At 49.4% G+C, this 25797-nt stretch carries 20 protein-coding genes; 3 read left to right on the top strand and 17 right to left on the bottom strand.

Annotated elements, in window-relative coordinates; genetic code table 11:
- Window positions 1-26 precede the first annotated feature (26 nt).
- From narI to EIM92_RS09405, 4 genes are read right to left on the bottom strand one after another with little or no spacing between them, the layout of a single operon-like run.
- Window positions 27-719, bottom strand: coding sequence for a respiratory nitrate reductase subunit gamma (gene narI / locus EIM92_RS09420; protein ID WP_125082430.1), 693 nt, complete (start codon window positions 717-719; stop codon window positions 27-29).
- On the bottom strand, window positions 716-1285 hold the full coding sequence (narJ, locus tag EIM92_RS09415; protein ID WP_125085095.1) for a nitrate reductase molybdenum cofactor assembly chaperone: 570 nt from the start codon (window positions 1283-1285) through the stop codon (window positions 716-718). The genes narI and narJ overlap by 4 nt, the downstream gene beginning before the upstream one ends.
- Complete coding sequence (gene narH, locus EIM92_RS09410; protein ID WP_125082429.1) at window positions 1278-2810, bottom strand: nitrate reductase subunit beta; 1533 nt, start codon at window positions 2808-2810, stop codon at window positions 1278-1280. Before narH ends, narJ begins: the two co-directional genes overlap by 8 nt.
- The gene (locus EIM92_RS09405; RefSeq protein ID WP_125082428.1) at window positions 2800-6474 is read right to left on the bottom strand and encodes a nitrate reductase subunit alpha; all 3675 of its coding nucleotides are present in this window, start codon (window positions 6472-6474) and stop codon (window positions 2800-2802) included. The genes narH and EIM92_RS09405 overlap by 11 nt, the downstream gene beginning before the upstream one ends.
- Window positions 6475-6735: 261 nt before the next feature.
- On the opposite strand from EIM92_RS09405, the gene modA reads away from it, so the two are divergent.
- Both modA and modB read left to right on the top strand, forming a co-directional pair.
- The gene (gene modA / locus EIM92_RS09400) at window positions 6736-7518 is read left to right on the top strand and encodes a molybdate ABC transporter substrate-binding protein (RefSeq protein WP_125082427.1); all 783 of its coding nucleotides are present in this window, start codon (window positions 6736-6738) and stop codon (window positions 7516-7518) included.
- Window positions 7515-8192, top strand: a complete 678-nt coding sequence (modB, locus tag EIM92_RS09395) for a molybdate ABC transporter permease subunit (RefSeq protein WP_125082426.1) — start codon at window positions 7515-7517, stop codon at window positions 8190-8192. Before modA ends, modB begins: the two co-directional genes overlap by 4 nt.
- Before the next feature lie 179 nt (window positions 8193-8371).
- Here the strand turns inward: modB and EIM92_RS09390 are convergent, their stop codons facing one another.
- From EIM92_RS09390 to EIM92_RS09380, 3 genes are all read right to left on the bottom strand, one after another.
- Window positions 8372-8710 carry a cupin domain-containing protein gene (locus EIM92_RS09390; protein ID WP_125082425.1) on the bottom strand — a complete coding sequence of 113 codons (339 nt, stop codon included), beginning with the start codon at window positions 8708-8710 and terminating at the stop codon, window positions 8372-8374.
- 62 nt (window positions 8711-8772) lie between these two features.
- Window positions 8773-9237 carry a V4R domain-containing protein gene (locus EIM92_RS09385; protein ID WP_125082424.1) on the bottom strand — a complete coding sequence of 155 codons (465 nt, stop codon included), beginning with the start codon at window positions 9235-9237 and terminating at the stop codon, window positions 8773-8775.
- 657 nt (window positions 9238-9894) lie between these two features.
- Window positions 9895-10446 carry a nitroreductase family protein gene (locus EIM92_RS09380; RefSeq protein WP_342772913.1) on the bottom strand — a complete coding sequence of 184 codons (552 nt, stop codon included), beginning with the start codon at window positions 10444-10446 and terminating at the stop codon, window positions 9895-9897.
- Between the two features lie 211 nt (window positions 10447-10657).
- Between EIM92_RS09380 and EIM92_RS09375 the strand changes: the two genes are divergently transcribed.
- Entirely contained in the window at window positions 10658-10993 is a 336-nt protein-coding gene (locus tag EIM92_RS09375) for an iron-sulfur cluster biosynthesis family protein (protein WP_125082423.1), read from the top strand.
- Window positions 10994-11041: 48 nt separating this feature from the next.
- Here EIM92_RS09375 and EIM92_RS09370 read toward each other — a convergent pair whose 3' ends face one another.
- The 10 genes from EIM92_RS09370 to EIM92_RS09325 form a co-directional block, all read right to left on the bottom strand.
- A complete protein-coding gene (locus EIM92_RS09370) occupies window positions 11042-11392 on the bottom strand; it encodes a DUF488 domain-containing protein (RefSeq protein WP_125082422.1) in 351 nt (116 codons plus the stop codon).
- 142 nt (window positions 11393-11534) lie between these two features.
- Complete coding sequence (locus EIM92_RS09365) at window positions 11535-11999, bottom strand: Dps family protein (protein ID WP_125082421.1); 465 nt, start codon at window positions 11997-11999, stop codon at window positions 11535-11537.
- 245 nt (window positions 12000-12244) lie between these two features.
- The gene (locus EIM92_RS09360) at window positions 12245-12634 is read right to left on the bottom strand and encodes a DivIVA domain-containing protein (protein WP_125082420.1); all 390 of its coding nucleotides are present in this window, start codon (window positions 12632-12634) and stop codon (window positions 12245-12247) included.
- Window positions 12635-12722: 88 nt separating this feature from the next.
- Window positions 12723-14978: a glycoside hydrolase family 88/105 protein gene (locus EIM92_RS09355; RefSeq protein WP_125082419.1), complete on the bottom strand. Its 2256-nt coding sequence runs from the start codon at window positions 14976-14978 to the stop codon at window positions 12723-12725.
- Window positions 14953-16167, bottom strand: coding sequence for a hypothetical protein (locus EIM92_RS09350; protein ID WP_246021395.1), 1215 nt, complete (start codon window positions 16165-16167; stop codon window positions 14953-14955). The genes EIM92_RS09355 and EIM92_RS09350 overlap by 26 nt, the downstream gene beginning before the upstream one ends.
- A gap of 238 nt (window positions 16168-16405) precedes the next feature.
- A complete protein-coding gene (locus EIM92_RS09345; RefSeq protein ID WP_425464199.1) occupies window positions 16406-17209 on the bottom strand; it encodes a polysaccharide deacetylase family protein in 804 nt (267 codons plus the stop codon).
- A gap of 23 nt (window positions 17210-17232) precedes the next feature.
- The gene (locus EIM92_RS09340; RefSeq protein WP_425464178.1) at window positions 17233-17931 is read right to left on the bottom strand and encodes a DUF1961 family protein; all 699 of its coding nucleotides are present in this window, start codon (window positions 17929-17931) and stop codon (window positions 17233-17235) included.
- Window positions 17932-18129: 198 nt separating this feature from the next.
- Window positions 18130-20913, bottom strand: coding sequence for an exo-rhamnogalacturonan lyase family protein (locus EIM92_RS09335; protein ID WP_125082416.1), 2784 nt, complete (start codon window positions 20911-20913; stop codon window positions 18130-18132).
- A gap of 721 nt (window positions 20914-21634) precedes the next feature.
- Window positions 21635-23965 (bottom strand): helix-turn-helix domain-containing protein, encoded by a 2331-nt coding sequence (locus EIM92_RS09330; RefSeq protein WP_342772912.1) that lies wholly within the window; start codon window positions 23963-23965, stop codon window positions 21635-21637.
- 219 nt (window positions 23966-24184) lie between these two features.
- Window positions 24185-25786, bottom strand: a complete 1602-nt coding sequence (locus EIM92_RS09325; RefSeq protein WP_246021267.1) for an extracellular solute-binding protein — start codon at window positions 25784-25786, stop codon at window positions 24185-24187.
- Between the last annotated feature and the right edge of the window lie 11 nt (window positions 25787-25797).

Below are 25797 nucleotides of genomic sequence, written 5' to 3'. Positions count from 1 at the left end.
AGAAAGAAGGCATTACGCCTTCTCCCCTACAATCCTTGTTTACGGTTCTTTCTGTATAGAATATAACTTCTGCCTACATAATTCAATGGCACGCTCCAGACATGAACCAGTCTTGTAAATGGCCACAATGCAAAGATGAAGAAGGCCGCCAAAATGTGGATTTTAAACGAAATCGGCACATCCGCCATTAAGCTGGCCTCAGGACGAAGGATAAACAAATTCCGGAACCATACGGATATCGTCGAGCGATAGTCGAAGTCCGGCTGAACATTATTCGTAACGATTGTACTGTACATGCCCATGATGACAATAAACAACAATACTAAATTTACGATAATGTCCGATGCGGAGCTTAATCTCCTCACATTTTTGATCGTCAGGCGCCGAGCGGTCAGCAGCAGCATTCCCCCCAGTGTGAGGAATCCGAATAATCCCCCGATATACATCGCGCCGAGGTGATACAGATGATCGCTAATACCTAGAGCCTGCGTCCATTCCTTGGGGATTCCCAAGCCGGCGATATGGCCGAAGATAACAGGAATGATGCCCACATGAAACATCAAGCTGCCGAGCCTTAGATGCTTCTTCTCAATAAATTCGCTGGACTTGGCGGTCCAGTGGAATTGATCATGGCGATAACGGTAAATATGGCCGACAACAAACAATACGAGGCATAAATAAGGGAAGATTACCCACAGAAATTGATCCCATAAATTCATAATTTCGTCGGCACCTCCTGTTGGATGCAAGCCTTTAACGTCTCCCGCAAGCCCTTGATCAGGTGGTAATAGGGATTCTCACTCTTTTTCAGCGATTTCAGCAAATGATAGGTGCCATCCTCAATAACGCCCGCCAGCACACTAAAATCCTTCTCCGCTTGCGCGTTCCCTTGCCAATTAGCAGCATAAATAAATTCGCACATCAGCGGCAAATAGTCAGGCAGCTCATGATCTGGCATTTCAAGGCCAAACATTTGATATAGAATTTTCAGTTTGGCCAGCATTTGCCCGCGTTCCTTGGTATCTTCGAATTTAAAGTAAGTCATATATAAGGTCGAATCCTTTTGAAAATCAAAGGTCTGTACGTACATTTCTTCTATTTGCTCCATACTACAGTCATGCATCAGATCCCAGAATCGCCCGATATGCTCATAAGCCGGATCCTCCGGCTTCAGCAGCCCTTCAATAACCGATGGATGGAAATCGAGCTTCTCCGGGTATGTTAGCTGCTGGGCGAAAAAACCGAATACATGCTTATATTCATACAGCTTCTCGAGATTAATCACGCCATATTCCCCCATAGAAGTGATCTTCTTCTTTCGCACTTTTCGTTCCGCCTGAGCCGCTAATGCCGCAGCCCCCACAATCCATTCCGAAGCCTGCCGAGCCCTGGGCGTGATAAGTGTCCAAGTACGTTTCTTTATGAGACGTTGGAATTACGAATCGATCCTCATACTTGGCAATAGCAAGCAAGCGATAAATTTGCTCGGTCTGATGCGCGGTCAATCCCAGGCGATTTAGCCGTCCCTCGTCAAAGGCTTTGCCCGTCTGCAAGGACCTCATATAAGAGCGCATCATCGCCATACGCTGCAGGGATTCTTTTACAGGCTCGGGATCGCCGGCGGTTAGCATATTCGCTAAATACTGTATAGGCATTCTCATTTCTTCAATGGCCGGAAAAATCATATCTGGATTCTGAATCGAATCCTTGCCTTCGAAGTAATTCATAATCGGGCTCAGCGGTGGAACATACCATACCATCGGCAATGTCCGGTATTCCGGATGCAATGGGAAAGCCAGCTTGTATTCTATCGCAAGCTTGTAAACCGGTGAATTCTGCGCCGCCTCGATCCACTCCTCCGTCAGACCGTCTGCACGAGCCTGCGCAATGACGGCGGGATCATTCGGATCAAGGAATAAGTCGCATTGCGCCTGATACAGATCCCTCTCATCCGGCATGGAAGCCGCTTCCTGCACCCGATCAGCATCATATAACAGCACGCCGAGGTAGCGAATGCGTCCCGTGCATGTCTCGGAGCATACGGTTGGAAGCCCAGCCTCGATCCGCGGGAAGCAGAAGGTGCATTTCTCCGCTTTATTCGTCTGCCAGTTGAAATACACTTTCTTGTACGGGCAGCCTGTCATGCAATAACGCCAGCCGCGGCAGGCCTCCTGATCGACAAGAACGATACCGTCCTCGTCACGCTTGTACATCGCTCCGGACGGGCAGGATGCCACACAGCTCGGGTTCAAGCAATGCTCGCAAAGCCGCGGCAAATACATCATGAAGGCCTGCTCGAAATTGAATTTAATTTCTTCTTCGATCTTCTCGATGTTCGGATCCCTCGGCCCGGTAACATGGGCGCCGGCCAGGTCGTCTTCCCAGTTCGGTCCCCATTCCAGATCAATATTGTCGCCCGTAATCGCCGACTTCGGACGGGCTACTGGCTGATGCTTTTTCTCCCCCGCATTGGTGAGATGCTCATAGTTGTAGTTCCATGGCTCATAGTAATCCTTCATTTCGGGCATATCCGGATTATGAAAAATATTGCCGAGAGCAATCTTGGATAGTTTGTTCCCAGATTTCAATTCAAGCTTGCCGTTCTTTAGCATCCAGCCGCCTTTATACTGCTCCTGATCCTCCCAGCGCTTCGGATAACCGATGCCTGGCTTCGTCTCGACATTATTGAACCACATATATTCCGCACCTGGACGGTTCGTCCAAGTGCTCTTGCAGGTCACGCTACAGGTATGGCACCCTATACATTTGTCCAAATTCATGACCATGGCGATTTGTGCTTTAATCTTCAAGCCAGTCAACCTCCTTCATCTTACGGACAGCAACATAAACATCCCGCTGATTCCCGATCGGTCCGTAATAGTTGAAGCCATAGCTGAGTTGGGCGTAGCCGCCAACCATTTGCGTTGGCTTAACGTGAATTCGCGTCGGCGCATTGTGGCTTCCGCCGCGTTCCTTCGTAATTTCCGAGCCCGGCACGTTAATGTGCTTATCCTGCGCGTGATACATGAACATCGTGCCTTTCGGCATGCGATGACTAACCACGGCCCGTGCTGTAACGACTCCGTTACGGTTATACACTTCAAGCCAGTCATTATCTTGAATCTGATGAGCTGCGGCATCCTCGTCGTTGATCCAGACCGTCGGGCCGCCGCGGAATAAGGTCAGCATATGGAGATTATCCTGGTACATGCTGTGAATATTCCATTTGCCGTGCGGCGTTAAATAGCGAAGTACAAGCGCATCCGTCCCGCCGGTAATTTGCTTGTCCCTAGGGCCGAACACCATGGGCGGCAAGGTTGGCTTATAGACCGGCAACGCCTCGCCGAATTGCAGGAACAACTCATGGTCAATATAGAAATGCTGTCTGCCGGTAAGCGTACGGAAAGGGACAAGTCTCTCGATATTCGTAGTGAATGGCGAATATCGCCGTCCCATCTTGTTGGACCCGCTAAATACCGGAGTTGGTATGACCTCGCGGGGCTGCACCGTAATGCTCTCGAACGTAATCCGTTCAGCCGCACGGTCAGCGGAAATGTCTTTTAGTTCAACACCTGTATCCTGCTCCGCCGATTCCCATGCGCGCTGGGACACCCTGCCATTCGTGGCCGAAGATAGATTCAGGATGGCCTCTGCGGCATGACGAGCCGTTTGGAGCTTCGGAAGCCCATTTTTAATGGAATCATCATGATAAGTACCGTTAATGCGCTTCAATTCCTCGTATTCCTCGGCGACTGAGAAGCTGACACCGTGAGCCCCCACTTTTCCAGTACTTAAATTTGGACCAAGGGTAATATATTTGTCATAAATCTTCGTGTAGTCGCGCTCAACAATGCTCAGATTCGGCATGGTCTTGCCGGGGATCGGATCAGCTTCGCCTTTATGCCAATCCTTGATGACACCGAAAGGCTGGGCGATTTCGTTCACGGAATCATGAGCAAGCGGCGTGGTTACGACATCCTTATACACGCCTGGCAGATGCTCCTTCGCCATGTCCGAGAAGTCTCTGGCAATCGTCCGGTAAATATCCCAATCTGAACGAGATTCCCATAGTGGATCGACCGCCGGGTTGAACGGGTGAACGAACGGATGCATATCCGTAGAGGACAGATCTGTCTTCTCATACCAGGTTGCAGCAGGCAATACGATATCCGCATACATCGGCGTCGCTGTCATCCGGAAATCCAGCGCGACAAGCAAATCCAGCTTTCCTTCAACCTCTTCGCGCCAGGTAATTTCCTCCGGCTTCTCCTCCTCATTCGGCGTAGACAGCAGCCCGTCTGATGCGCCTAGCAGGTGCTTCATAAAGTACTCCTGCCCTTTTGCAGAACTCGATATCAGATTCGAGCGCCAAACAAATAGCGTGCGCGGGAAATTCTCCGGCGCATCCGGATCTTCAATAGCGAACTTGGTATCCCCGGATACGATCTGATCCAAAGTATGTTGTATAATGCTGTCGTGATCTGTTTTTCCCTGCTGGGCCGCTTCCTCTGCCATGGTCAGGCTGCTCTTGTTGAATTGCGGATAGGACGGAAGCCAGCCTAAACGTGCGGCAAGCACATTGTAGTCCGCCGGGTGCTGGTAGCGAACCTCTCCCCCAGTGGGCGATTTCAATGCATTCGTACCCGTCTCCTCATATTTCCATTGATCTGTTGCAAAATAGAAGAAAGAGGTGGCATTCTGCTGACGCGCTGCCCCCTGCCAGTCCTTCGCAAAGGAGATCGCAGACCAGCCTTCGATTGGACGACATTTCTCTTGTCCTACATAATGCGCCCAGCCGCCGCCGTTCACGCCCTGCGATGCCGTCAATATGACCAGGTTCAAAATGGAACGGTAGATCGTGTCGCTGTTAAACCAGTGATTAATCCCGGCGCCCATAATAATCATGGAGCGTCCCCCGGTATCCAGCGAGTTCTGCGCGAATTCACGGGCAATCTGAATAACGATGGACGGTTTGACGCCAGTAATGGCTTCCTGCCATGCAGGAGTATAGTGGGTTGAGGCGTCATCATATCCAGCCGCTTCGTGCTCACTGCCAGTGCGCCGCACGCCGTATTGACTCAGCATTAAGTCATATACAGTAACGGCTAGGCGTTCCGTGCCATCGGCAAGCTGGATTTTTCGGGCTGGAATCGAACGCTTGAAGGTGCCGTTTCCGGTTTGGTCAAAGAACGGAAATACCATTTCTTCCCATTGTGCGCCGTGGGATTCCACGGAAAGCGCCGGCATAATCTTCGTACCGTCTTCACGCTCCAGAATCAGGTTCCATTTCTTATCCTTCTCCCACCGCTGCCCCAGCGTTCCATTAGGAACCGTAATTTCGTTCGCATCTTCATCGAAAATAACCGGCTTCCATTCCGCATGCTGCGATGTATCTCCAAGATCACTGGCTCGCAAGAAGCGTCCTGCCTTGTAACTGCCTTCATATGGATCCAAAAGAATAAGGAACGGCATATCCGTATACTGTTTGGCATAGTCAAGGAACATCGGCTCCTGACGCTCATGATAAAATTCACTCAAAATAACATGGGTCATCGCTTGGGCAATCGCCGCATCTGTCCCCGGATTTGGCGCCAGCCAATTATCTGCGAACTTGACGTTTTCCGCATAGTCCGGGGCCACCGACACCACTTTGGTGCCCTTATAGCGAACCTCGGTCATAAAGTGAGCATCGGGTGTACGCGTAAGCGGTACGTTAGAGCCCCACATAATCAGATAACCTGAGTTGTACCAATCGCTAGATTCCGGCACATCTGTTTGCTCCCCCCATATTTGCGGAGAGGCGGGCGGAAGATCGGCATACCAATCATAGAAGCTTAGCATTTCGCCGCCCAATAGAGAGATGAACCGGGCTCCCGATGCATAGCTGATCATCGACATCGCAGGAATCGGCGTGAAGCCGGCAATCCGGTCCGGGCCATACTTGCGGATCGTGTAGATGAGCTGCGCCGAGATCATTTGCGTTGCATCCTCCCAGGATACGCGGACATGCCCCCCTTTTCCCCGGGCCTGCTTGTAGGATCTGGCCTTTTCTGGATTTTCCACAATGCTTGCCCAGGCGGCTACCGGATCTGTCGTTTCCTTCAGGGCTTGCTTCCACATTCTAAAGAGCCGGCCCCGCATATACGGATATTTCACTCGCAACGGACTATATTCATACCAAGAAAACGAAGCGCCGCGCGGGCAACCGCGCGGTTCAAATTCCGGCATATCCGGGCCGCATGACGGATAATCGATCTGCTGGTTTTCCCAGGTAATAATTCCGTTCTTTACGAAGACCTTCCAGCTGCAAGAGCCAGTACAATTGACACCGTGCGTCGTGCGAACGACCTTGTCATGCGCCCAACGCCCGCGGTACATATTCTCCCAAGTACGATCCTTCTCTTCAAGAATCGACCAATTATCAGAGTAGCTTTCTATCGGCTTAAAAAACTTCAGTCCGAATTTCCGTTTCACTGGACGAATCACCCCTTCTGCAGAATGACAAAGATATGACGGGAATCAATAATTTGTCTAGTCTATACATCTATTATGGAAGGGAGTCATTCTCATTCCTATAAGGGGAATTCCTAATATCGTTTCGGGGAAATCCCTCTTTCTTTCGAGAATCGTTTCTTCACTAGCGAACAGGGTTTACTTCCTGGGTCACAACCACTTATAATGAAACGCAAATCATTTAGCAATACGGCACCATAACTTGAAAGGGAGTTTGTATGTATGAAAAGCTCGAGAACCTTTCTGACCTTATCCCTGTTAATATCCCTTGTATTTACTGGCTGCAGTGCGGCTCCACAAGAGCAGGTCGAGTTGACGATTTCAGCAGCAGCCAGTCTTACAGATGCCATGAAAGAAATACAAGACTCTTATGAAGCACAGCATCCGGCAGTTAAGCTTACCTTTAACTTCGGAGGCTCCGGCGCCTTGCAGAAGCAAATCGAGCAAGGTGCGCCTGTTGACATATTTCTCTCTGCGGCTGCTAAAAATATGAACGCCCTTTTAGAACAAGGCATGATTGATGCCGGGCAGCATAGGAGTCTATTGACGAATAAGCTTGTCGTTATCATACCGAACGAGAACTTCGCGGAAATTAAGGGACTGCAAGATTTAAGCGATAAGCGGATTAAGATGGTCGCTCTGGGAATTCCGGAGAGTGTCCCGGCGGGCAGCTATGCTAAGGAAGCTCTAATGTCTACCCAGCTGTGGGATAATCTCCAGTCAAAAGTGGTACAAGCCAAAGATGTTCGGCAGGTACTGCAATATGTAGAGACGGGGAACGCTGATGCAGGGTTCGTCTATCAGTCTGATGCGCTGACCTCTAAAGCGGTGAAGGTCGCTTTTTCCGTTGATCCAGCCATCTACACTCCTGTCGAGTATCCAATCGGCGTCATCAAGTCCACCAAACATAGCAAGGAAGCAGCGGAGCTCTATAACTATCTTCAATCCAAAGAGGCACTGGACATTTGGGTTAAATACGGCTTCGCTCCAGCACAATCCTTATGAGTGTGCAAATACCTTGGCCTGAATTTTGGCAGCCAATCCGCTTATCCCTGCAAGTCGCCCTGCTTTCCAGTGTGCTAGTCATGATTCTAGGTACGGCCATGGCCCGGTGGATGTCCAGCCAGAGATGGAAAGGCAAAATTATACTAGAGACTCTACTTATGCTGCCGCTCGTACTGCCTCCAACGGTTGTGGGTTTTTTGCTGCTGGTCCTCCTGGGCAGAAGGAGCGGAATCGGCCGTTTCGTCGAATGGCTATTCTCCTCGCCCCTCATATTCTCTTGGTGGGCGGCGGTCATTGCCTCCATCGTCGTCTCATTTCCGCTCGTCTACCAGACGATGAAATCTGCATTTGCTTCGGTAGATCAGGAGTTGGAGGATGCGGGGCGATCCAGCGGAGCCAGTGAATGGCAAGTATTTCGATATATTACACTGCCGCTCAGCATTCAATCCTTGATTACAGCTTATATACTTGGGTTTGCCCGTGGACTAGGGGAATTTGGAGCCACTATCATGTTCGCTGGCAATATACCGGGTAAGACACAGACCCTCCCCACCGCAATTTACGTTGCCGTCGATACCGGGAATACCGAGCTAGCCTGGGCCTGGACAATTACAATTATTTTAATTTCCTTCCTGCTGCTGCTGTTGACTCGGCGAACGCATAAAAAATGGTGAACCAAGGAGCAATCCTTGTTCACCATCAGCTTGCGGGGAGACCCCATCTTTTACTTGAGAGGATCTCCTATTTTTTTAAACACTATCTCTACACATGTTGGCACCATCTTTATCATTGCAGGTTCAAACCAACATAGCCCGTGGTCAAAAGATAGTCAAAGGACAGCTTAGAAGCGGCCTCAAACATTCTTGGCGTAGTTTTCATTAGGTGTTTTCGTCAGTACAACATACAGACTGGAGTTCGCCTCACCACCGCGATACGAGAATTCCTCGTCCCCGGTAATATGAAGGATGTCTCCTTTGGTGACGGAGGATGATTGCCCGTCACAGATTACTTCGCCAGCACCTTCAAGGACTAGAATATACACATTTGCACCAGGGTGTTTATGTGTCGGCAGCTCCGCTCCCGGAGCAAAGTTCAATACAAAAATAACATTCTCCTCTTCCTTAAAAACAATGCGCTTCGTAAATTTATTCTCCTGATATTCTTGATACTCGTTAAGATGACGCTTCTCCATCGTGATCTTCCTCCTTATAATAATTAAGCTGTATAAGACGTTACTTGCAGATCATTTCTAATCTAGATTCGCACCTCATACTCGCAGCAGTCGTCCCCGTTAACATTGCACTTGATTTCCCTGACGAATACCCTTTTATCCATCATTTTACTTAGGGCTCCCTCCATAATGGCGCCTTCCAAGTCGCAAACCAAATTGCTTTCGATCTCCGGCAGTCCCACGCAAAAACAATCATTCACCGCAATATAAAGCTTACTGTCTTCTTCAAGGACAATTTGCGGATCACCGATCTTCAAGTCGCGGAATAAATCGAGCAGATCCTGCACGGAATGTACAGGCAGACTTTCGCCGATTTTCCGGCCAACCGTCAATGTCGTTCCCTTCCCTTTCATCGGAAGGCCTTGATACATGCCGATGAGGCGTATAGCACGATAAAGCTCGATCGGTACCGCGTTCCCCAATGCTGTCCTTGAAATCTTCTTCATATCGTCAAAAGAAAATTCCTGCAATGTATTCACGCTCCCCATACAAGCACCTCATTTCTTTATTTGAACTATACCTTACTCTCATTGTAGGACATTCATTTTTAGACATTGTGATTTTAGTCACAAATCAAAAAAAGAAAAAAACATCCCACTTCATCCGGAAACTGGAGCAGCAATGATCAATAAAGACTCCTTCCCTCCCCTTCGCAAATACCAGAATCTGAGAACTATAGCCGATAGCTGATATATAGTAATCTGTGGCAGAAGACAGCAACCAATAGTAGTAGAGGATAGAAGATAACAGCAAAAGATAGAAGTAATAGTATAGAAGTAGTAGATAGTAGATAGTAGATAGAAGCTAGCAATTAGCAGATAACAAATAGCAGTAGAAAATACCCAGTAGCCCATCAATTCGATCCCCTGTATCCAGTATCCTGTAACAAAGCAACAATACCGGTTTAGTTGGATGTCGTGTATTTAAAACACTTCAATAACATTATCCGGTTTAAAACCTTTGTATTAATGACCTAAAATCCAATTAATTGTAGACTTTATACTAGATTGCATATTTTAAATACCTGAATTCCATTTACTTTGTCGGTTTACTTTGTCGGGCTGGATGGCAGGTTAAAATCATCTACAAAAAAAGATAAGCTTCCCATGACTACTCTCCATGAGAAGCTTACGAGTAAACAACATTTACCGTGTATTAAAGCTATTCAAATGAAACACGGTATCCTCGGCGTACATTTCTTTCGGTGGCGGGTCGCTGGCCGGATAACCCAATCCCAGAATGGCCACTACACGATATTTCGCAGGAATACCTAATAAATCGCGTACATATTTTTCCCGCTGGGCCGATTGATTATGATCCTCTGAATGGTAGACCGCCCCCCAAGCAGCACCAAGTCCAAGCGAAGTCGCAGCCAGCCACAGATATCCTCCAGCGATGGAAGCATCTTGAAGCCAATACTTGCTCAATTCCTCATTGCCTATAATAGCTACACCAGCCGCAGCCTGCTCCAACCACCGCATATAAGGCGTCGTCTTGCTCAATTGCTCCAGAAGCTTCTTATTTGTAATCATAATAAATTCTCTTGAAGGCAAATTGTTCCCGGCAGGAGATTGATACAAGGCCGTCTTGAGCTTGCTCCAATCCTCTTCTGAGATAGCAGCATCCTTAAACGCCGTAATTTCTCTCCGCTTTTGAATTGCCGACAATACATCCATTTGAATCACCATCCATTCCATTAGAATTCGCCAGAAATAGGCCGATAAATCCAATATGCTTACTATTATAAACCTAAGTCAAATAATTAGAAATTTGATTGAATAAAAAATAATATCTATAATCAAAACAAATGGGTGAGTTATATAAGTTAGACCTATTGAAAGAGATGTAGGCAAGTACGTAAAATGTTCCTACGATCGCATCTTATATAAAAAGAAAGGAGTAATAACGATGATAAAAATGGAGGTATCGCCGTTAGCAGCACGTAGACTTCGGGATAATTTGGGCAATCAGCCCGGTGTGATCAAGCTGTATTACGATACGGAAGGCTGCGGATGTGATGGAGTAAATACACTGCTGATTCAAAGCCAGAAAGGACAATTCGACCTTCCAATTGATGCTGGGGATCTGTCCTTTGTCGTCGATCAGCAGCATCAAATTTTCTATGAGGATACGCTGTGGCTTGATGCGGAGGAGAACTATCCGACCTTCAAATTAAGCGGCAAATCGTCAACTTATAGTACGAATGTCCAGCTGCGGGACATGCGGCAAGCTTCCGCAATATAGCCTTCGATGCTTGCTTAAGATTGTCTGGGACTGTGGGATCGCTGCATATCATTTACGTTCCAGCACTTCCTGTAGCACAAGTGCATGATTATGCCTCTGATCCCTAGCGGCGTAAAGTAAAGTGACCGTTTCCGTTTGGTTCCAAAAGCGTAATTGTTCGATAAATACTTGAACCTCTTGCGCAGCCAGCTCCTGCTTATAACGCTTGGAAAATTCGCTAAAACGTTCAGGTTTGTGCGCAAACCATTTTCGCAGCTCGGTGCTCGGAGCGACTTCTTTCATCCATAAGGATAACTGAGCCTCGGCCTTGCTGATGCCGCGCGGCCATATTCTGTCCACAAGTATTCGCTTACCATCATCAATGGCTGGACTTTCATATATTCTCTTAATTTTAAGCACGTCACTGTTTCCCCTTTATACGCCTAATTCGTAGAGATCGACATTCACGATATAAAATATCCACCTGCACGCACATTATAAGAAACCTGTCCGGCTAGGAGATTATCCTAATCGAACAGGTTCCATCGGTTAGCTTATAAAATTATTTACCCAAATAAGCGTTCAACATCCATCTGTGTTTGTCTAGTGCGGACAGCATGCCAAGCAGCAAATCCCCGGTTGCTTCATCTTCGGCTTGTTCAGCGGCATCCATTCCGCTCTTCAGCTCTTGGCTGATCGATTCGAAGTCAGCTACTACAGCTGCGACCATTTCTTCTGCGGATTGTTTGCCTGCAGCTTCGGAGATCGTCGTCTGCGCCAAAGCTTCCTTAAGGGTGCTAATCGGTTCGCCGCCAATGGCCAACAACCGCTCAGCAATTTCATCTACGTATCCAGCTGCTTCATTATATAACTCCTCGAACTTCTCATGGAGCGTAAAGAATTGAGGTCCTTTAACGTACCAATGGAAATGATGCAGCTTCGTGTACAGCACCGTCCAGTTGGCGATTTGCAGGTTTAATTGTTGATGCAAAGTTTGATTGGTTTCAGTTAGTACTTGGTTTGACATTTTATAGTTCCTCCATTCAATTCAAAATATGATACTCATTAGTCTAGCCGAAAGAGTCTCATTTCTTTAGAATATTTTAAATTTAGACTAGATCTAAATCTTAGATATATAATACCATGTTCTCCCGTTCTATGCAACGAATAATGCATGAACATCCTATGAAGGAACGACTCTTTAGTGAAATTTTGCGCAAAACACACTCTTTTTATGCAAAAAAAGAACCGGCGCCCGAGCACCAGTTCCACCTAAACATCGAATTCCTTGCGAATATGCAGTTTAAATTGCTCCAGGCTGCGCTCCATTTGCCGAATCCCGTCCTCTACGAGCTGACGATCTATGACATTTCCGGGATCGTTATTTACCTTGCGGAAGGATAACGCCTTCTTCTCTTCTTCAAGATAAGCCTGACGGCGCTGGATTTCCTTATATTTATCCAACAAATCCGTGATGATATCATAAAATCTTTCATAATCAACGATAATATCATCCAGGAAACGGTCTACTTCCTCTTTCTCATACCCGCGCATCTTCACATCAAAATCTTTCTCATGAATGGTCAGGGCGTCCAGCTTTATGCCAAGCTGCTTGAATAAACCTTTCTGATCCTCCAGCTTTCGTGTATATTCGTCCTGCATAATGATCCCTCCACACCTAAAGGCTTGAGCATACGTAAACAAATAGCCATTAAATATGGTACCATATTTGCAAGCAATTATCATTATTCTATAAGCTGGCCTCCAGTTGTAGAATTTCTATCCCCGCCAACAGCACAATTCCAATGCCATGCGTATCATTCAGCTGCCAATCGAGCTCCTCCTTATAGTACAGTTGATTGAAAGAATATCCCGATCCCCGACATACGCCATATACGTTGCCCTGTCTATCAATGCATGCTTCGGTTAATCCCTTCCAGCCTTTTACGGCTGCCTCGAGATACAAATCCGGCTCTACCAGCCAGCCGTTACGAACCCCCTGAGCAAAAGCGTATATAAACATGGCCGTACAAGAAGCCTCGGCATAGGATTCGCAATCTGTGAGCACCTGATGCCACAGCCCGTTTGCACTCTGCAGCTTGCGGTATCCTTCGCTAAGTTCGCGATAAAATTCCAGCAGCTTCGGCCGAAGCTTATGCTCTGGTGGCATAATCGTCAACAGCTCAGTCAGTGAGAAGATGACCCAACCGTTACCCCGCCCCCAAGGCACGCCGTTCGGCTTTCCAAATTTGTCATCGAAGACATGATGCATGATCCCAAGCTCAGTGATGAACAAACGCTCCTTATAACGCAAAAACTGAGAAGCCGCATCATTAAGATAACGCTCTTCTCCGGTCAACTCGTAATACTTGCATAGAAACGGGGTGCTCATATACAAATCATCGCACCATACCGTTTCCTTCATAAAATCTACCGTGCCGCGAGTCCGGTACAACGTTCCATCCGGTAGGCGATCCTGCACGTCCGTTATGTAATGGGCGATATGGGCAGCCGCTCTCTCCACGCCTATTATGGGGCGAAGCTGATTCGCCGTAAGCATTGCCGCACCAAAGGAGCCGCAATCGTCCAGGGAATCGATCAAGCTCAGCTGATGATTCAATCCGGGCGCCCCATAACGGTCTCGGTCCCACTGGGTATATTCATGCCACTTACTGCACTGCTCGATATGTTCTGCGGCATACTTCGTATAATGCGGTTCCGACAGTGCCTCTCCCGTTCTTAACAGCCCATATAGCGTTACCCCCAGAGGATAATTCCATCTGCCATAGAGCGGACTTTCCAAATACGGCCTGACCCAGCACTCTGGGCGATCCACCCGCCAGTAAGTTGTATTTTCCCCTAGCCCGAACAGCCGCTCCATCTCCAAAATCTCAGTAGCCTGGGGCGCATTTCCTGCTGAAAATGCGCCGAGATACAGCCAGTTGTCCGTCATTCCCTCAATGGGGATAGGTTCCGCAAACCGAATGATAGCCCGCGGCGAAGATGCAGATGTAATTTGAGGCTCACTCAATTCAAATCCCCAGTCCTCCCCGAGACAAGTGGACTCTACAACGAGATCATACGTCCCGAATCCGATGCCCTGCAGCGAAATATCAATCCGCCCGCTCCACTTTTCGCCTCGGAAAACAAGCTTACCCCCAACATAAACGGCAATCTCTCCCGAATAACGGCCTTCAAGCCGTAGATTGGCTCGCAAAGCTCCGCGCAGCTCCAACTTGCACCAGGCGAACGCCTTTGCATCAGGTTTCGTCCCGAACAAACGATGGAAGCATCCGCTTCCAAGCTCCTCAGCCGACCATTGCTCCTGAGGATGCCACACCGTACATTCACTACATTCATATAAGCGGACAGAGGTAGGAACACCGTTACAATCAAGCTCATATGAATCGTGATCCATCTCTCCCGTACCAGTGAAGCCTGGCAATCTACGCCAGGGCGCCTGCTGCGGCTCGCTGTAAACCCAGCCTTCGCCACCTCGCCCTTCACTTGTGGGATTCAGGAAATGCATCGGCGCTCCCTTGACGCTTCCTGTGCCGAAAACTCCACCGCAGCCCGTGCCTACCGCAACAAATTCCAGAACGATATCATTGCGGCCTTTCCTTGTTTTAGCGCGAAAAAAGGCTCGCCTGTCCGGGAACACATCATCATTCAAATTCGATTGGAAGGCCAGGCATCCATTGATATAGATTTTAACCGGGCCGTAGCAGTTAACCGCAAATGGCGTCTCGCCATCTCGTTCCGCCCACAGCATACCCCACACATAAACAAACTGTCCGACAGACAGCTCCGGCCATCGTTGCATCAAGTCCATATCGTAACGGCAATCCTCCAAACGGCGGAAGCCTCGGCGGGAATGAACACGATATACCAAAGGCTCCTGAGGATGCGCCCCGATGTAGCGGTTGGCTACAGTAGCGAGCACCCGCCTCGTTTGCCCTGCAGCATATCTTGCGATCGAATCATGCGCGGGAAAATAGGTCTGCATTCACTTCTCCTCCCGGATATAAAGTTGAATTGTATAAACGCTTCGGATGAGGCTGCGATACGCCGGACGGCGGCACTGATAAATCCATCTGCTTGCTGGAATAAATCACCGCCAGCTCATCGTCATAGATGACAACCTGCTCGGTTCCAAGGCCCAGCAGGTCGCCATGGACCGCATAGCCCTCGTGAGGGAACTCGGCCACGACGTTCTGGTAACCGTCATACAGAGCCGGATACACCCCTCCTCCTCGGCGATAGGCAAGAATGTAATCTGGAGCTCCTATGCGCCAATTGCTTAATGTTTCAGCGATAGTCAGCCAGCCGCTCGTCTTCCGCTCCTCCTTCCACAGCTCATTTCCTTGGCTATCGACTAAGAACAATGCGTCTTTTCCCTTTAGTCCTTTTCCGTCATCTTCACGAACCATCCGATCCAGCCCGGCGATTTGCAGCCCCGGCAGGTCAGGCCTGAATCGGCCCAGCGCGATATGCTGCGACTCGATCGAACCCTCATATCTCCACTGCTCTTGTCCATCTCTGTCATACATCACAGTAACACTGCCGCCAATGACCAACTCCGGTACGCCGTCACCGTTCACATCCCCGACCCATATACAATCGGCATGATCTTCAAGGTCGCGGCAGCTCCAGAGCACATTGCCCCGATGATCCAATAAATCATAACCGGCCATCACTTCGTCGTAGCCATCGCCGTTCAAGTCGCTGGCCCATGGAAAATGTCCAACATTCCCCTCATGCATCCAAAGCAGCTCAAAATTCCGGTTCAGCGCCCACATTTTATGGTAACGATCCTTCAGAATAATATCCGAAGCATGTTCGCCGCCGGATAAGTTGGCAATGATGATACAGTCATGCGCATGCGGATCCGGTAAATCATGCACTTCCTTGATCGCTCCGGTCGCGCCATCTATAATATGGAACCGGCCATCCATAACGCATAGCACCTCTAGACAGCCGTCATCGTCGATATCATAAATTTGCGCTGGATAGTCAGAGCCCTGACTTCCTGCTTCTAGACTGGGCTTCCCCCGCTGCCACAGCATATTGCCATTCAAATCATAAGCCGTGAGACATTGTACCTGGTGGGGGATGTAGCGGACATCTTGACGATTGTCCGGCTGGACGAGCAGCAGTTCAGCCCGTCCATCTCCGTTAAGGTCGCCGAGCAGCATTTTGCATCTCGGCCCGGAGGCGCTTATATCAATGCTCGCTAGTTGAAAGGGCTCCTGGCCATGCTGATTTTGCTCATCATGCTGAATGGGCTGATCGCACCTGCTTTTTTCGAGTCCGATGTCCTTACCGCTTCCTTCGTGAAGATTTCCTTCAGTATTAGCTGAAAGCTTCATTTCATCTCTCCTTCTCATTCTTACTCCCCATACTCTTTCGGTTGCTTTGAACGTCCCATACCCATTAGATCAAGCTCACCTGGCTTCCGCCGGGAATTTCTACGATTCTTCCATCCACGTCCAACCAAATCGGCAACGCCCCTAGGTTATGTGCAAACTCTCGACTCGCGGCGAACTTAAGCCATTTGCAGGCCTTCATATAGTCCACAATTTCAATATTCGTCGCATACCAAATATCGTCTTGCCCGCCAACTGCTTTACAAAACTGCTCTATCAGCTCCCAATTGTTGTCATGGTCAAACTCATAGCTATGACCCCAAACATACATTAAGTAGAGATACTGACGCTTATGCAGTCCTACAAATGCCTCCGCATGCTCCAGCAGATGGTCGTTATGATGGCAAGTGGCCCGCCATTGCAGCCAATCCTCTGGCAATCCAAAGCCGCCATGTGTCGTTTGCACCGTTCGCGCATACTCTATTCCTAGGTGCGGTAGCAATTTCACGATTTCTTGACTATAAGAACCGTTCGGATAGGACATTCCGCGCACGGTAGTTTGGAATAGCCGTTCGAGTGTCTTGCGATCCTCCATGATCTCATCGACGACCTGTTCCATTGGACAGCGGCTTAACGTCGGGTGCGTCACCGTATGCACAGACACTTCATGCCCCCGGTACAGGGCAACCGCCTCCTCCGCAGTTAACCGATCATCGCCTCCCAGCAGTCCAGAATTAATATGAAAAGTTCCACGCACGCCGTAACGATTAAAAATTCCGATGAGTCTCTTATCCGCCCTCCGCCCATCGTCATAACTCATAGTTAGCGCCTTATGCTTACCCTGTGGATAGCAAAAATTAATATTCGGCAAAGCCATGATTCACCGCCTCCTTTTTAGGGCGAAGCCCCGTATACGATGAGCTCTGCATATTCTGCGATCAGCGGCGCCATCTGCCGGAAGCCCAGCTTCCCCCCGGCCAGGAGCGGCCCATATGCTGCGCCGTCATCCTCCCAGGACAGCACTTGTAGATCATTGATGGCGAACGTAATCGATGAACCTTTTTTCAGAACAAGCATGTGGTAAAAATCAGCCGCATCATGAACTCCCGGCAGCGGATCGGCCCCCTGGGCAACCAAATGGAAGCCATAGCTCTTCCGTAAATTGCAGGTATGAAACTGCCGTTCCTCAGCCCACATTCGGCGAAAATAAGATATATGAAGAGCATTCATCTCCCCATGATGGTACTGTTCGTATTCGCCTGTCCGCCGCGACAGCGACGAATCGAATAAATCCCTCCCTTCCGTTCCCCTTGCGCTAAAAAACAATATAGCCAGCCCCGGCTCCCGAATCGGCCGAAAGCGCCAGGAAATCGCGATATCTGCCGGCAGCTCCTCTGGACACCAAAATACCAAATTTGCCCTCTGACCCTCTGCCGCGCTACGGGTGCTTTCCAGGCGCATCCACCCTCTGGGAAAGGTTACCGCACCTTCTCCTTCCATCCGAAATTCCGCCACATCCTCTGCCGATTGCAGCGGATTGAAATACAACTGCTCCCAATGCTGCGGGATCAAGCCACTCCTGTTGGTATTCACTAAAGCCACCTCCTCCGCCATTGCTGCTGTTCCTGTTGCTGTTGCTGTTCCTGCATTTCTTGCTTTTCCTCTATCACTATCTCTCTTGCTCCTACCTCACTTCTACTTCTACTTCTACTTCTACTTCTACTTCTACTTTTACTTCTGCTTCTACTCCTACTTCTGCATCCACTTCTATTCCTGATTCTATGCCTGCTCTTATTCCCGATTGTCTCCCTCTTCTTTTTGTTCCTGCTCTTGCCCCGGTATCTGTGGCGGCAATACATCGGCGATTAGCTCTAAGCTTATAATCGTATTGATAGACCACTGAGAAGCCTCATTTGTATTCATCCATTCAATTTCCAACAATTCATCTAAATGAATAACAGGCACAGCAGCCTCCTGCAGGTTAACCCGGGCAAAGTTGTTCTCCAGCAAAATCGCCCAGCACTGCGCGGCCACTTCGGCATCCTGTCGATAATAGGCGCCATACGCCGCAATCGCCACACTGAGCACCGGATGCTCGAACCGCTGCTTATTGCCGCCGATGGCTCCACCAGTCAAAGCCAGCTTCTTCTCATCCGACAAATTGTAGAACACGCCGAACTCGGCCAGCATATCCTCCCATTCGGGATCTTCAAGCAGACCCGCCAGCTCGAACCAAATTTGCGGTCCGCCCATGCATATGGCCAAATGCCGGCCCCAATTGTCATCGCCCATACCTGTAAGAATCCCCGTCTTTGGATCATAACCGTAAGTAGGACCGGAAATGAGCCGGAAATTGGCGGCCTTGATGCTATTGATGCCCCTCAGGATTTTATCCCGGTACGACGTATCCTCGAAGCGTTCCCAGCGAGTCATCCAGTTGGAGCTGAACGCAGCCCAATCCGGGCCGACCCGGATATGCGTCGGATGCTCATCCTTTGGAAAGTAGGCTCGCATCGGATCCAGCGTGACCGTTGAATAATCGGCATCCTTCACCTCGTCGAGAATGTCCCCGATTCGTTCGTCAGCAGTTAAATAATAATAATAGCGATGCAGACCCGCCATCGCGATCCGCGCTTCCTTGCAGCCGCAGCCCCAATGCATCACATTATGCCGCGAACCGAGGCCCGCATATTCGCCGAAGTGATAGACGTCGACCTCACTTGTATGCCGGGTCATCGCCTCGGCCATCCGAAAGACGTCAGCCCGCCCCGAGCGGAGAAACATCAGCCAGAGCCACATATTCGGGACGAGCTCTGTATTCTGCCATGCGCACCCGCCCAAATCATAGTTCCATACATGCCTGATGGGATCATAGCTGTGCATATAATCGCCATAGTCCCAGAAGCCATACCATTTTCGCTGCTCCACCTCGGCCTTGTAGAAAGCGATAATCCCGTCTAGCCGATCCTCTAAATAGGCCTTGGCAGGCGTGCTCCGATCAGGCAAGCTCCAAATGCCGAAGGCGCCCGCCTCATGATAGTAGGCCGGGTCGCAAACAAGCCGAGCCGGTGCAGCTGCTTCCGCAGCCATGCGCCCAAGCTGCTCCAGCCCTGGCGTCTCCTCCATGCACCAAATCATCAGTTCACTCGTGTTCGCGATACCGTAAGGCGTGGCTCGCATCTCCTCGGCTCCTTCATACGCCGATTCTACATGAGTCTTCGTATCGTAATGCCTCAGATCCATGGCTGGCGCATCCGGCGACCAGAACCATACTACGAACTCGGCCTCATTCTCGGTCGCTGCATGGATTTCCATGCCCGAGGGAGCTTTCTGCCAGAAGTCCTTCAACCCGGCAGCAAGCCCGCCGCCTTCGCCGCCAACATATCCGAGCCCGCGGGCTCTTTTTCCATCCGTCACCTTAACCCAGCTGCAGCCCTCTGTCGTCCGCTTGAAAATCCGGTAATGCTCAGAGCTTTCCTGTACAAGCTTATAGCTGTCCCAAGACGCTGAATCGTCAAGCAGACCAAGAAAGTATGCATCTTGATCCGACTCAAATTGAACCGTCCTGCCTTCAATCTGTGCGGCATACAGCTCTCGATAGCGTCCCTTCGTCCGACGGGTATGGAGAGTCTTCGGTGACTCGCTGAACAAACCGCGATCTCCAGCAAACCCAACATGCCGATTATATAAAGCGCCCTGCAGCGGAACCGTGAAGGAAATTCCCAGCCCTCTCACAAAATCATGATGCGGATTGCCATCATAAAAAAAGGTATGCACCATTCGAATTGACGATAATCCGGCGTAAAAATATAGACGAAGCGTGAAGGGCAGCCATTGCCGCTTTCCTCCCGCAATAGACTGGTGCCTGCCATCCAATCTCACTACGGCGCGCACCGGCCCCTGCTGCTCCACCTTAACCCGCAGCGTGCTGCCGATAAACTTCTCTTCCTTCATGGTACGCAGGCCGGAACCCGAACTTGTTTCTTCACGGATGCATACTAATTCTCCACTACTGCAAACCATACTGCCCGATCCTGTTTGGACGATACTGCGAATAATCCCTCGCCCCTGCTTGTTGATCGTGCAAACGATGACTCCCGTGTCAACAATAACGGTTTCCTTCGTCTCTCTCACAACAACAGCAGTTCCACGTTCAGCCTGGTCTTCCTCAGATGAAGCAACGGTAGCATGAGCGGTCCATTTCACGCTCCCATCCGGCCAATAGGCCGTTGCCCAGCTCTGCAAAGGGAACTTGCTCGCACTCCCGGCATTTTTGCTAATTGCAGCACTTGCGCTATTTGTGGCACATCCGGCATTTACGACATTTTCAGCATTCACAGCATTCTGAACAATCCGAGCATTTTCCGCCTGCTTATTACCTTCACCGCCTGCACTCTTGCCAAACTCACGACACAGCAATTGAAAGTTTGATTCCGAATCACCGCTAATCAAAGAAAGCTCAGACAGCCCCTCCCGGCCTAGCACACCTTTTGCCCAGGGGATTCCCCAGGTTACTCCGACAGGAATGGATGGTTGGTTCAACCAACGCAATCCGACTGATGTCCGCAAAGCCACAGGCCACCATCTCCTTCTCTATCAATGTACCCTCATTGTAGGCAGGGTGACATTTGCCGGCAATTAGACTTTCTTGCTCAGCAGAAACAGTGGCTCATCTTACTAAATTGCATATTTTCCATCGATTTGGACTTTATTGCCGCCCCAAGATTCCCCCGAAAATCCGCTATGACTAAAAAACGAGCAGTATAAGATGAACAAAAGAATGGAACACAGAGCAGGATATAATTTGATCCTGTACATTAGGAACTACCTTCCTCAAGGAATGGCGAATTCATTTGAAAAAGCTTCCGAAAGAAAGGGGCTCCCCACTTTCCAACCGTTCGATTTATGAATGGATTTATAGTAGTTAATTTCTTCGACAAAGAAGGGAATGTAGGTTTAAATGGATTTCATGTCGTTAGAATAAGGGAAATTCCCAGCCTGGTCTTGTTTCCTAATTTTAAGGTCATAAAATCCATCTAGTACCTTGAAATATTCGTTTAGTGCATAATTAGATACATGAATTCCATTTCGTGTACGACAGCTTCGTGCGCACAATATAAGGAGCTCCACAGCTATTTCAACGGTACAACTTGCAAAAAAAAAGGACCAATCCCAGATGAGACTAATCCTTTTGATCGAGCTGTGCATTTTGTTCAGGCCAGCACAAGCACAGACCGCACACCGCCGTCACTCGGCGACCACTCCCGGACTTGCAGCTGCCCGAGAGCCTTCGAAATCACTGGCTGAGCTCCCGATAATGCGTGGGCGTCATCCCCTCCATTTTCTTAAAAATACGGTTGAAATAGCTGTGTTGATACCCTACCTGCTCAGCGACCTCACTGATCCGTAATTTAGTTTCTCGCAGCAACTCCTTCGCTTTCTCCATGCGCAGCTCTGTCAAATAATCAATGAAATTATTCCCCGTCACCTGCTTGAATGACTTGCTCAGAAAGAAGGAATTCGTACCAATTTCATCTGCACAGCTATCCAGGGAAACATCCCGCATATAATTTTGCTGTAAGTAAATCATCGCCTGCTCGATCATCATTTTCACTTCGGCATTGGTACGCTGGGAGAGCTCCTTTAAATATGGAGCCACCACCTTCTCCTTGAACCAGATTAGCATGAGCTCCGGCTCGCGGATTTGCGACAGCGCCTCGTACAAATTCGCGCCCATGAACAGCCGCTTCGGATCGATCCCTGACTGCATGATCGCGTGCTGCACATGACCAAGCAAATGCAGCATTCCCTGCTGCACATCAATCGCCTTAGCCCCCTTAGCCCGCAGCGCCTCAAGAAAATCCGCCAGAAGACGATACGCTTCCTCCTCCTGACCGGTTCGCAGGGCTTGGATCATCTCCCGTTCCAAGGCGAAGGAATACGTCGGCTCGGTCTCATCGCTCCCCCCCTGCTCCAGCCGCTCCATATCAATAATCTGGTTCTCGTTGCTGAACGGACGATAGCTGGCCGCCTGCTTCACTTCCTCAAAAGCGAGTGGGATATCGGAAATGCTGGAGACAGGGGCACTAAAGGCAACTGTAACCCGCATTTTCAGAATGGCATTAATCGTCCGCGTTAATTCCTCGCTAAAGCTATGCAGCTCGGCATCATACGAGCCGTCCTCCGGAAGTACAAGCAGCATCCCCGCCGTCAAATCGTGAAAATGGATCGTGTCGGATTGACTGAAGCGCTGCATAGCTAGTTCGCCGATAATGTTGGCGGCCGCATAAGATACGAGTCCTTCATCCCCGCTTCTGAATTTCCCCTCCAGACTCGTAATCCCCATCAATTGGACATAAAATACAATGAAATGCTTGCTCGTGACATCCCACCTGAACCGCTCCATCCTGCGGCGCAAATCCTGCTCGGAATAAGCGTATAAATGGCCTTGCAGGAGCTGGTTAAGGAAGCTCTCCTTCACATGGGGCAGCTGTTCCGCCAGTTTGCGCTGCAGATCATGGCTTTCCCAATGCAAGCTCTCCCATTGCCGTTCGATGAGCGTGAACTCATCCTCCTTGCCCTCCGTCTTAATATCATCCGACAGCAGCGTCTTGAACAGCCGCCTAATCGGAGAATACATCCTCCTGGAGGCAATCCACGATAACACTGCCGCCAGCAGCAATGCGCTGAAGCTGACGATGAGGATCAGCTTGGATATGAACATTACCGGGGAGGTAATACTCGTTATCGGCGATGCGGACACATAAGTCCACTCATTAGAAATCCGCGAAAATCCCCCGTATGTAACCGTATAAGTCGCACCATCCCATTCAAAGAAAAAGGAGGATTTCTGATCCGCTCCACGCTCCTTAATCTTAGCGCGCAGCTCAGAGACAAAAGGTGAGTTCGAACTACTCCCCCCGGCAGAGGCAAACAAATCTCCCGTATTCTGCACGAGAAACGTCTCTCCAACGTTATACGGTGTCATCGTCTTCAGCATATTCGCCACTTTCTGAGTATCCATCCGAATGAGCAGTGCTCCAAAGGGCTGCTGGCTACCGCCAGGAATATGATGCACTAGCGTGAGCTCCTTGACCTCCGGCCGATTCGGATCAAAGGCCCATTCCGTCCAATAAATGCTCCGCTTTGTTTCAACAAGCTTGTCATACAAATCGGACACCACTTGGGAATGAACCTCTCCGTACTCCGGATTAAAGAGCAGCGGCGCCGGTTCCTGCCCTGACAAATAAAGCTCGACCTGCTTAACCATCGTATTCGAGCCTTGCATCACGACCAGCGTCTTTGTAACGTCTCGCGACCGTTCGAAATCCCGTTTAAAATCAAGCCCATTCAAGCTATAGTCGAATTGGGGATCAAACGCCCAATGTGATAGCATCAGCTCCAGATTGGACAGCTGTTCATCGATATTCCTCGCCCGCTGCTCAATTTGCTGATGATGCGTCTGCAGCAGCTCGCTTTCCAGACGCCCACCGATCATCCAGTACACAATCCCTCCGGTAATAATGCCGGGAATCGCAGATACTACAAGCATCATGATTAAATTGTTGCGGTAATATTTCCCCTTACAGCCAGAGAGCCCTATTGTGCGCGACCACCATTTTGACAAAATTCCCGTCTTCATCTCCTCACCAACCGAATCAAGGTATATACAAAATGTAAACGCATTCATGTAAAAATACAAGTCCGCTTACATAAAATGGGGCAATGGGCTTATCGCGTCTGAGGCAGAGAAGCTGCCCGCGTAAAATCTAATATTAGACCTTACGTGGCAGCTCTCCATGATATCCATGCTTATGCTAAGTTTGGGATTACCCTAAAGATTGCCCTAGGGGTTCACTTGGCTGTACAGGTCATTCATTTCCGCAACCAGATCGTCGCCTCCGGTTTTTTTCCATACCTCGAATGCCGATTTTAGGCCTGCTTCATCGATCTGTCCAACGATAAATTTAATGCGTGCATCGTTGATGATGTTGTCAAGCTGCTGGCCTTTTTGCGAATAAACAGTGGAAATAAACGCTTCCGCAGGGTTCGTTACGATGAATTCCTCGTTAGCCTTTTGGACCTCGGCTTGCTTAACCCGAAGCGGTGTCTGCTTGACCTTCTTGGAGCGGTCTTCGGGAATGAAACCAAGCATTTGATTCAAGCCCTCCACCTCAGACTCCAGTTTGACAGTATCCTTAATCGGTTCGATAAACTCGCCAACTGCATTGTAATGCACACCTTCCAGGCCGAAGCCGAGCATCGTCTGCATGTCCGGATCGTTCAATTGATCCAGGAAGCCAAGCACCCGCATCAGCTCTTCCTCGGTCTTTACCGAGGATTTAGGGATGGCCAATATGCCGGAGAAGCCGGATGTCGGCAATGTCCGCAGCTTGCCATCAGGCCCAGTGACCCCGCCGATGACGTCGATATAATGGTGATCCGGCTCATCCTTCCCTTCCTTGGCCAAAGCAGCGTGTATTTTATCGTCGATCCGTGCGCCGACATCCACCACGTCAACGATGACGCCGGCTTTATTGTTGACGATCGGGTCTACCCATTTTGCGCTATCCATGACAGCAAAATCAGAGTTGATCAATTTTTCGTCATATAATTTCTTCATAAATTTAAGCGCTTCCACATATTCCGGATATTCATGCTCTGGCACCAGTTTTCCATCGATAACACCCCATTTATTCGGTGCGCCGAACCAAAGCTTGATCGTATCAAAACCGCTCGCCCACTGTCCCGTCCATTTGACGAGCACCATGCCGTACGTATCATTTTGCCCGTTCTGATCCGGATCCTGCTCCTTAAACGCCTTCAGCATATGATAAAAATCATCCACCGTCTGCGGCGTTTCCAGCCCTACATTATCCAGCCAATCCTTGCGGAAGGCAACTCCATTTCGGCCCAACACCCGGCCACGGTATATCCCATAGTTTTTCCCTTCTATTGCGGAGTTCTCCATAATAACTGGGTTAGCGCCGCTCAGATTCGGAAAATGCTGCAAATAAGGGCCGACCTCCCAGAACGCACCGGATTTAGCCGCACTTACAAAGCTTGGTGCCTTCACATCCCCAACATAGATAATGTGTGGCAGTTTGCCGGAAGCCAGAGTGATATTAAACTTATCCGCATAAGAGGCATTAGGCACCCACTCGAAGTGAATGTTGCTGTTCGTTCTTTTCTTAATTTCCTCTACAACCGGCCCATTATCTTTCGGATAATTCGTTTTGAAAATCGGCAGCATAATCGTCAGGTCGAGTGGGGATTGCTCCGCCTGCTCTCCACCTTCATTTCCGTTGCCTTTGCTAGCGGATGCCGGGTCGGCCGCCGATTCATTGGCATTCCCTCCGCCACAGCCGGCAATAACGACCAGCATGGCAACAATCAACCATAAAGATAGCCAGCGCTTCATACTTCCCATACCTGTGTGCCTGTTCATTCCCTTATAAC

This window comes from Paenibacillus lentus, assembly GCF_003931855.1.
Taxonomy (GTDB): Bacteria; Bacillota; Bacilli; order Paenibacillales; family Paenibacillaceae; genus Fontibacillus; species Fontibacillus lentus.
The sequence above is the reverse complement of the archived record's forward strand: the minus strand, read 5'-3'. Positions and strand labels throughout refer to the sequence as shown.

Coding starts and splice junctions, on each gene's coding strand:
- narI (WP_125082430.1), bottom strand. CDS start 719: ATGAATTTATGGGATCAATTTCTGTGGGTAATCTTCCCTTATTTATGC.
- modA (WP_125082427.1), top strand. CDS start 6,736: ATGAAAAGCTCGAGAACCTTTCTGACCTTATCCCTGTTAATATCCCTT.
- modB (WP_125082426.1), top strand. CDS start 7,515: ATGAGTGTGCAAATACCTTGGCCTGAATTTTGGCAGCCAATCCGCTTA.
- EIM92_RS09390 (WP_125082425.1), bottom strand. CDS start 8,710: ATGGAGAAGCGTCATCTTAACGAGTATCAAGAATATCAGGAGAATAAA.
- EIM92_RS09385 (WP_125082424.1), bottom strand. CDS start 9,237: ATGGGGAGCGTGAATACATTGCAGGAATTTTCTTTTGACGATATGAAG.
- EIM92_RS09380 (WP_342772913.1), bottom strand. CDS start 10,446: ATGGAATGGATGGTGATTCAAATGGATGTATTGTCGGCAATTCAAAAG.
- EIM92_RS09375 (WP_125082423.1), top strand. CDS start 10,658: ATGATAAAAATGGAGGTATCGCCGTTAGCAGCACGTAGACTTCGGGAT.
- EIM92_RS09365 (WP_125082421.1), bottom strand. CDS start 11,999: ATGTCAAACCAAGTACTAACTGAAACCAATCAAACTTTGCATCAACAA.
- EIM92_RS09360 (WP_125082420.1), bottom strand. CDS start 12,634: ATGCAGGACGAATATACACGAAAGCTGGAGGATCAGAAAGGTTTATTC.
- EIM92_RS09355 (WP_125082419.1), bottom strand. CDS start 14,978: ATGCAGACCTATTTTCCCGCGCATGATTCGATCGCAAGATATGCTGCA.
- EIM92_RS09350 (WP_246021395.1), bottom strand. CDS start 16,167: ATGCTGCTCGGCGACCTTAACGGAGATGGACGGGCTGAACTGCTGCTC.
- EIM92_RS09325 (WP_246021267.1), bottom strand. CDS start 25,786: ATGAACAGGCACACAGGTATGGGAAGTATGAAGCGCTGGCTATCTTTA.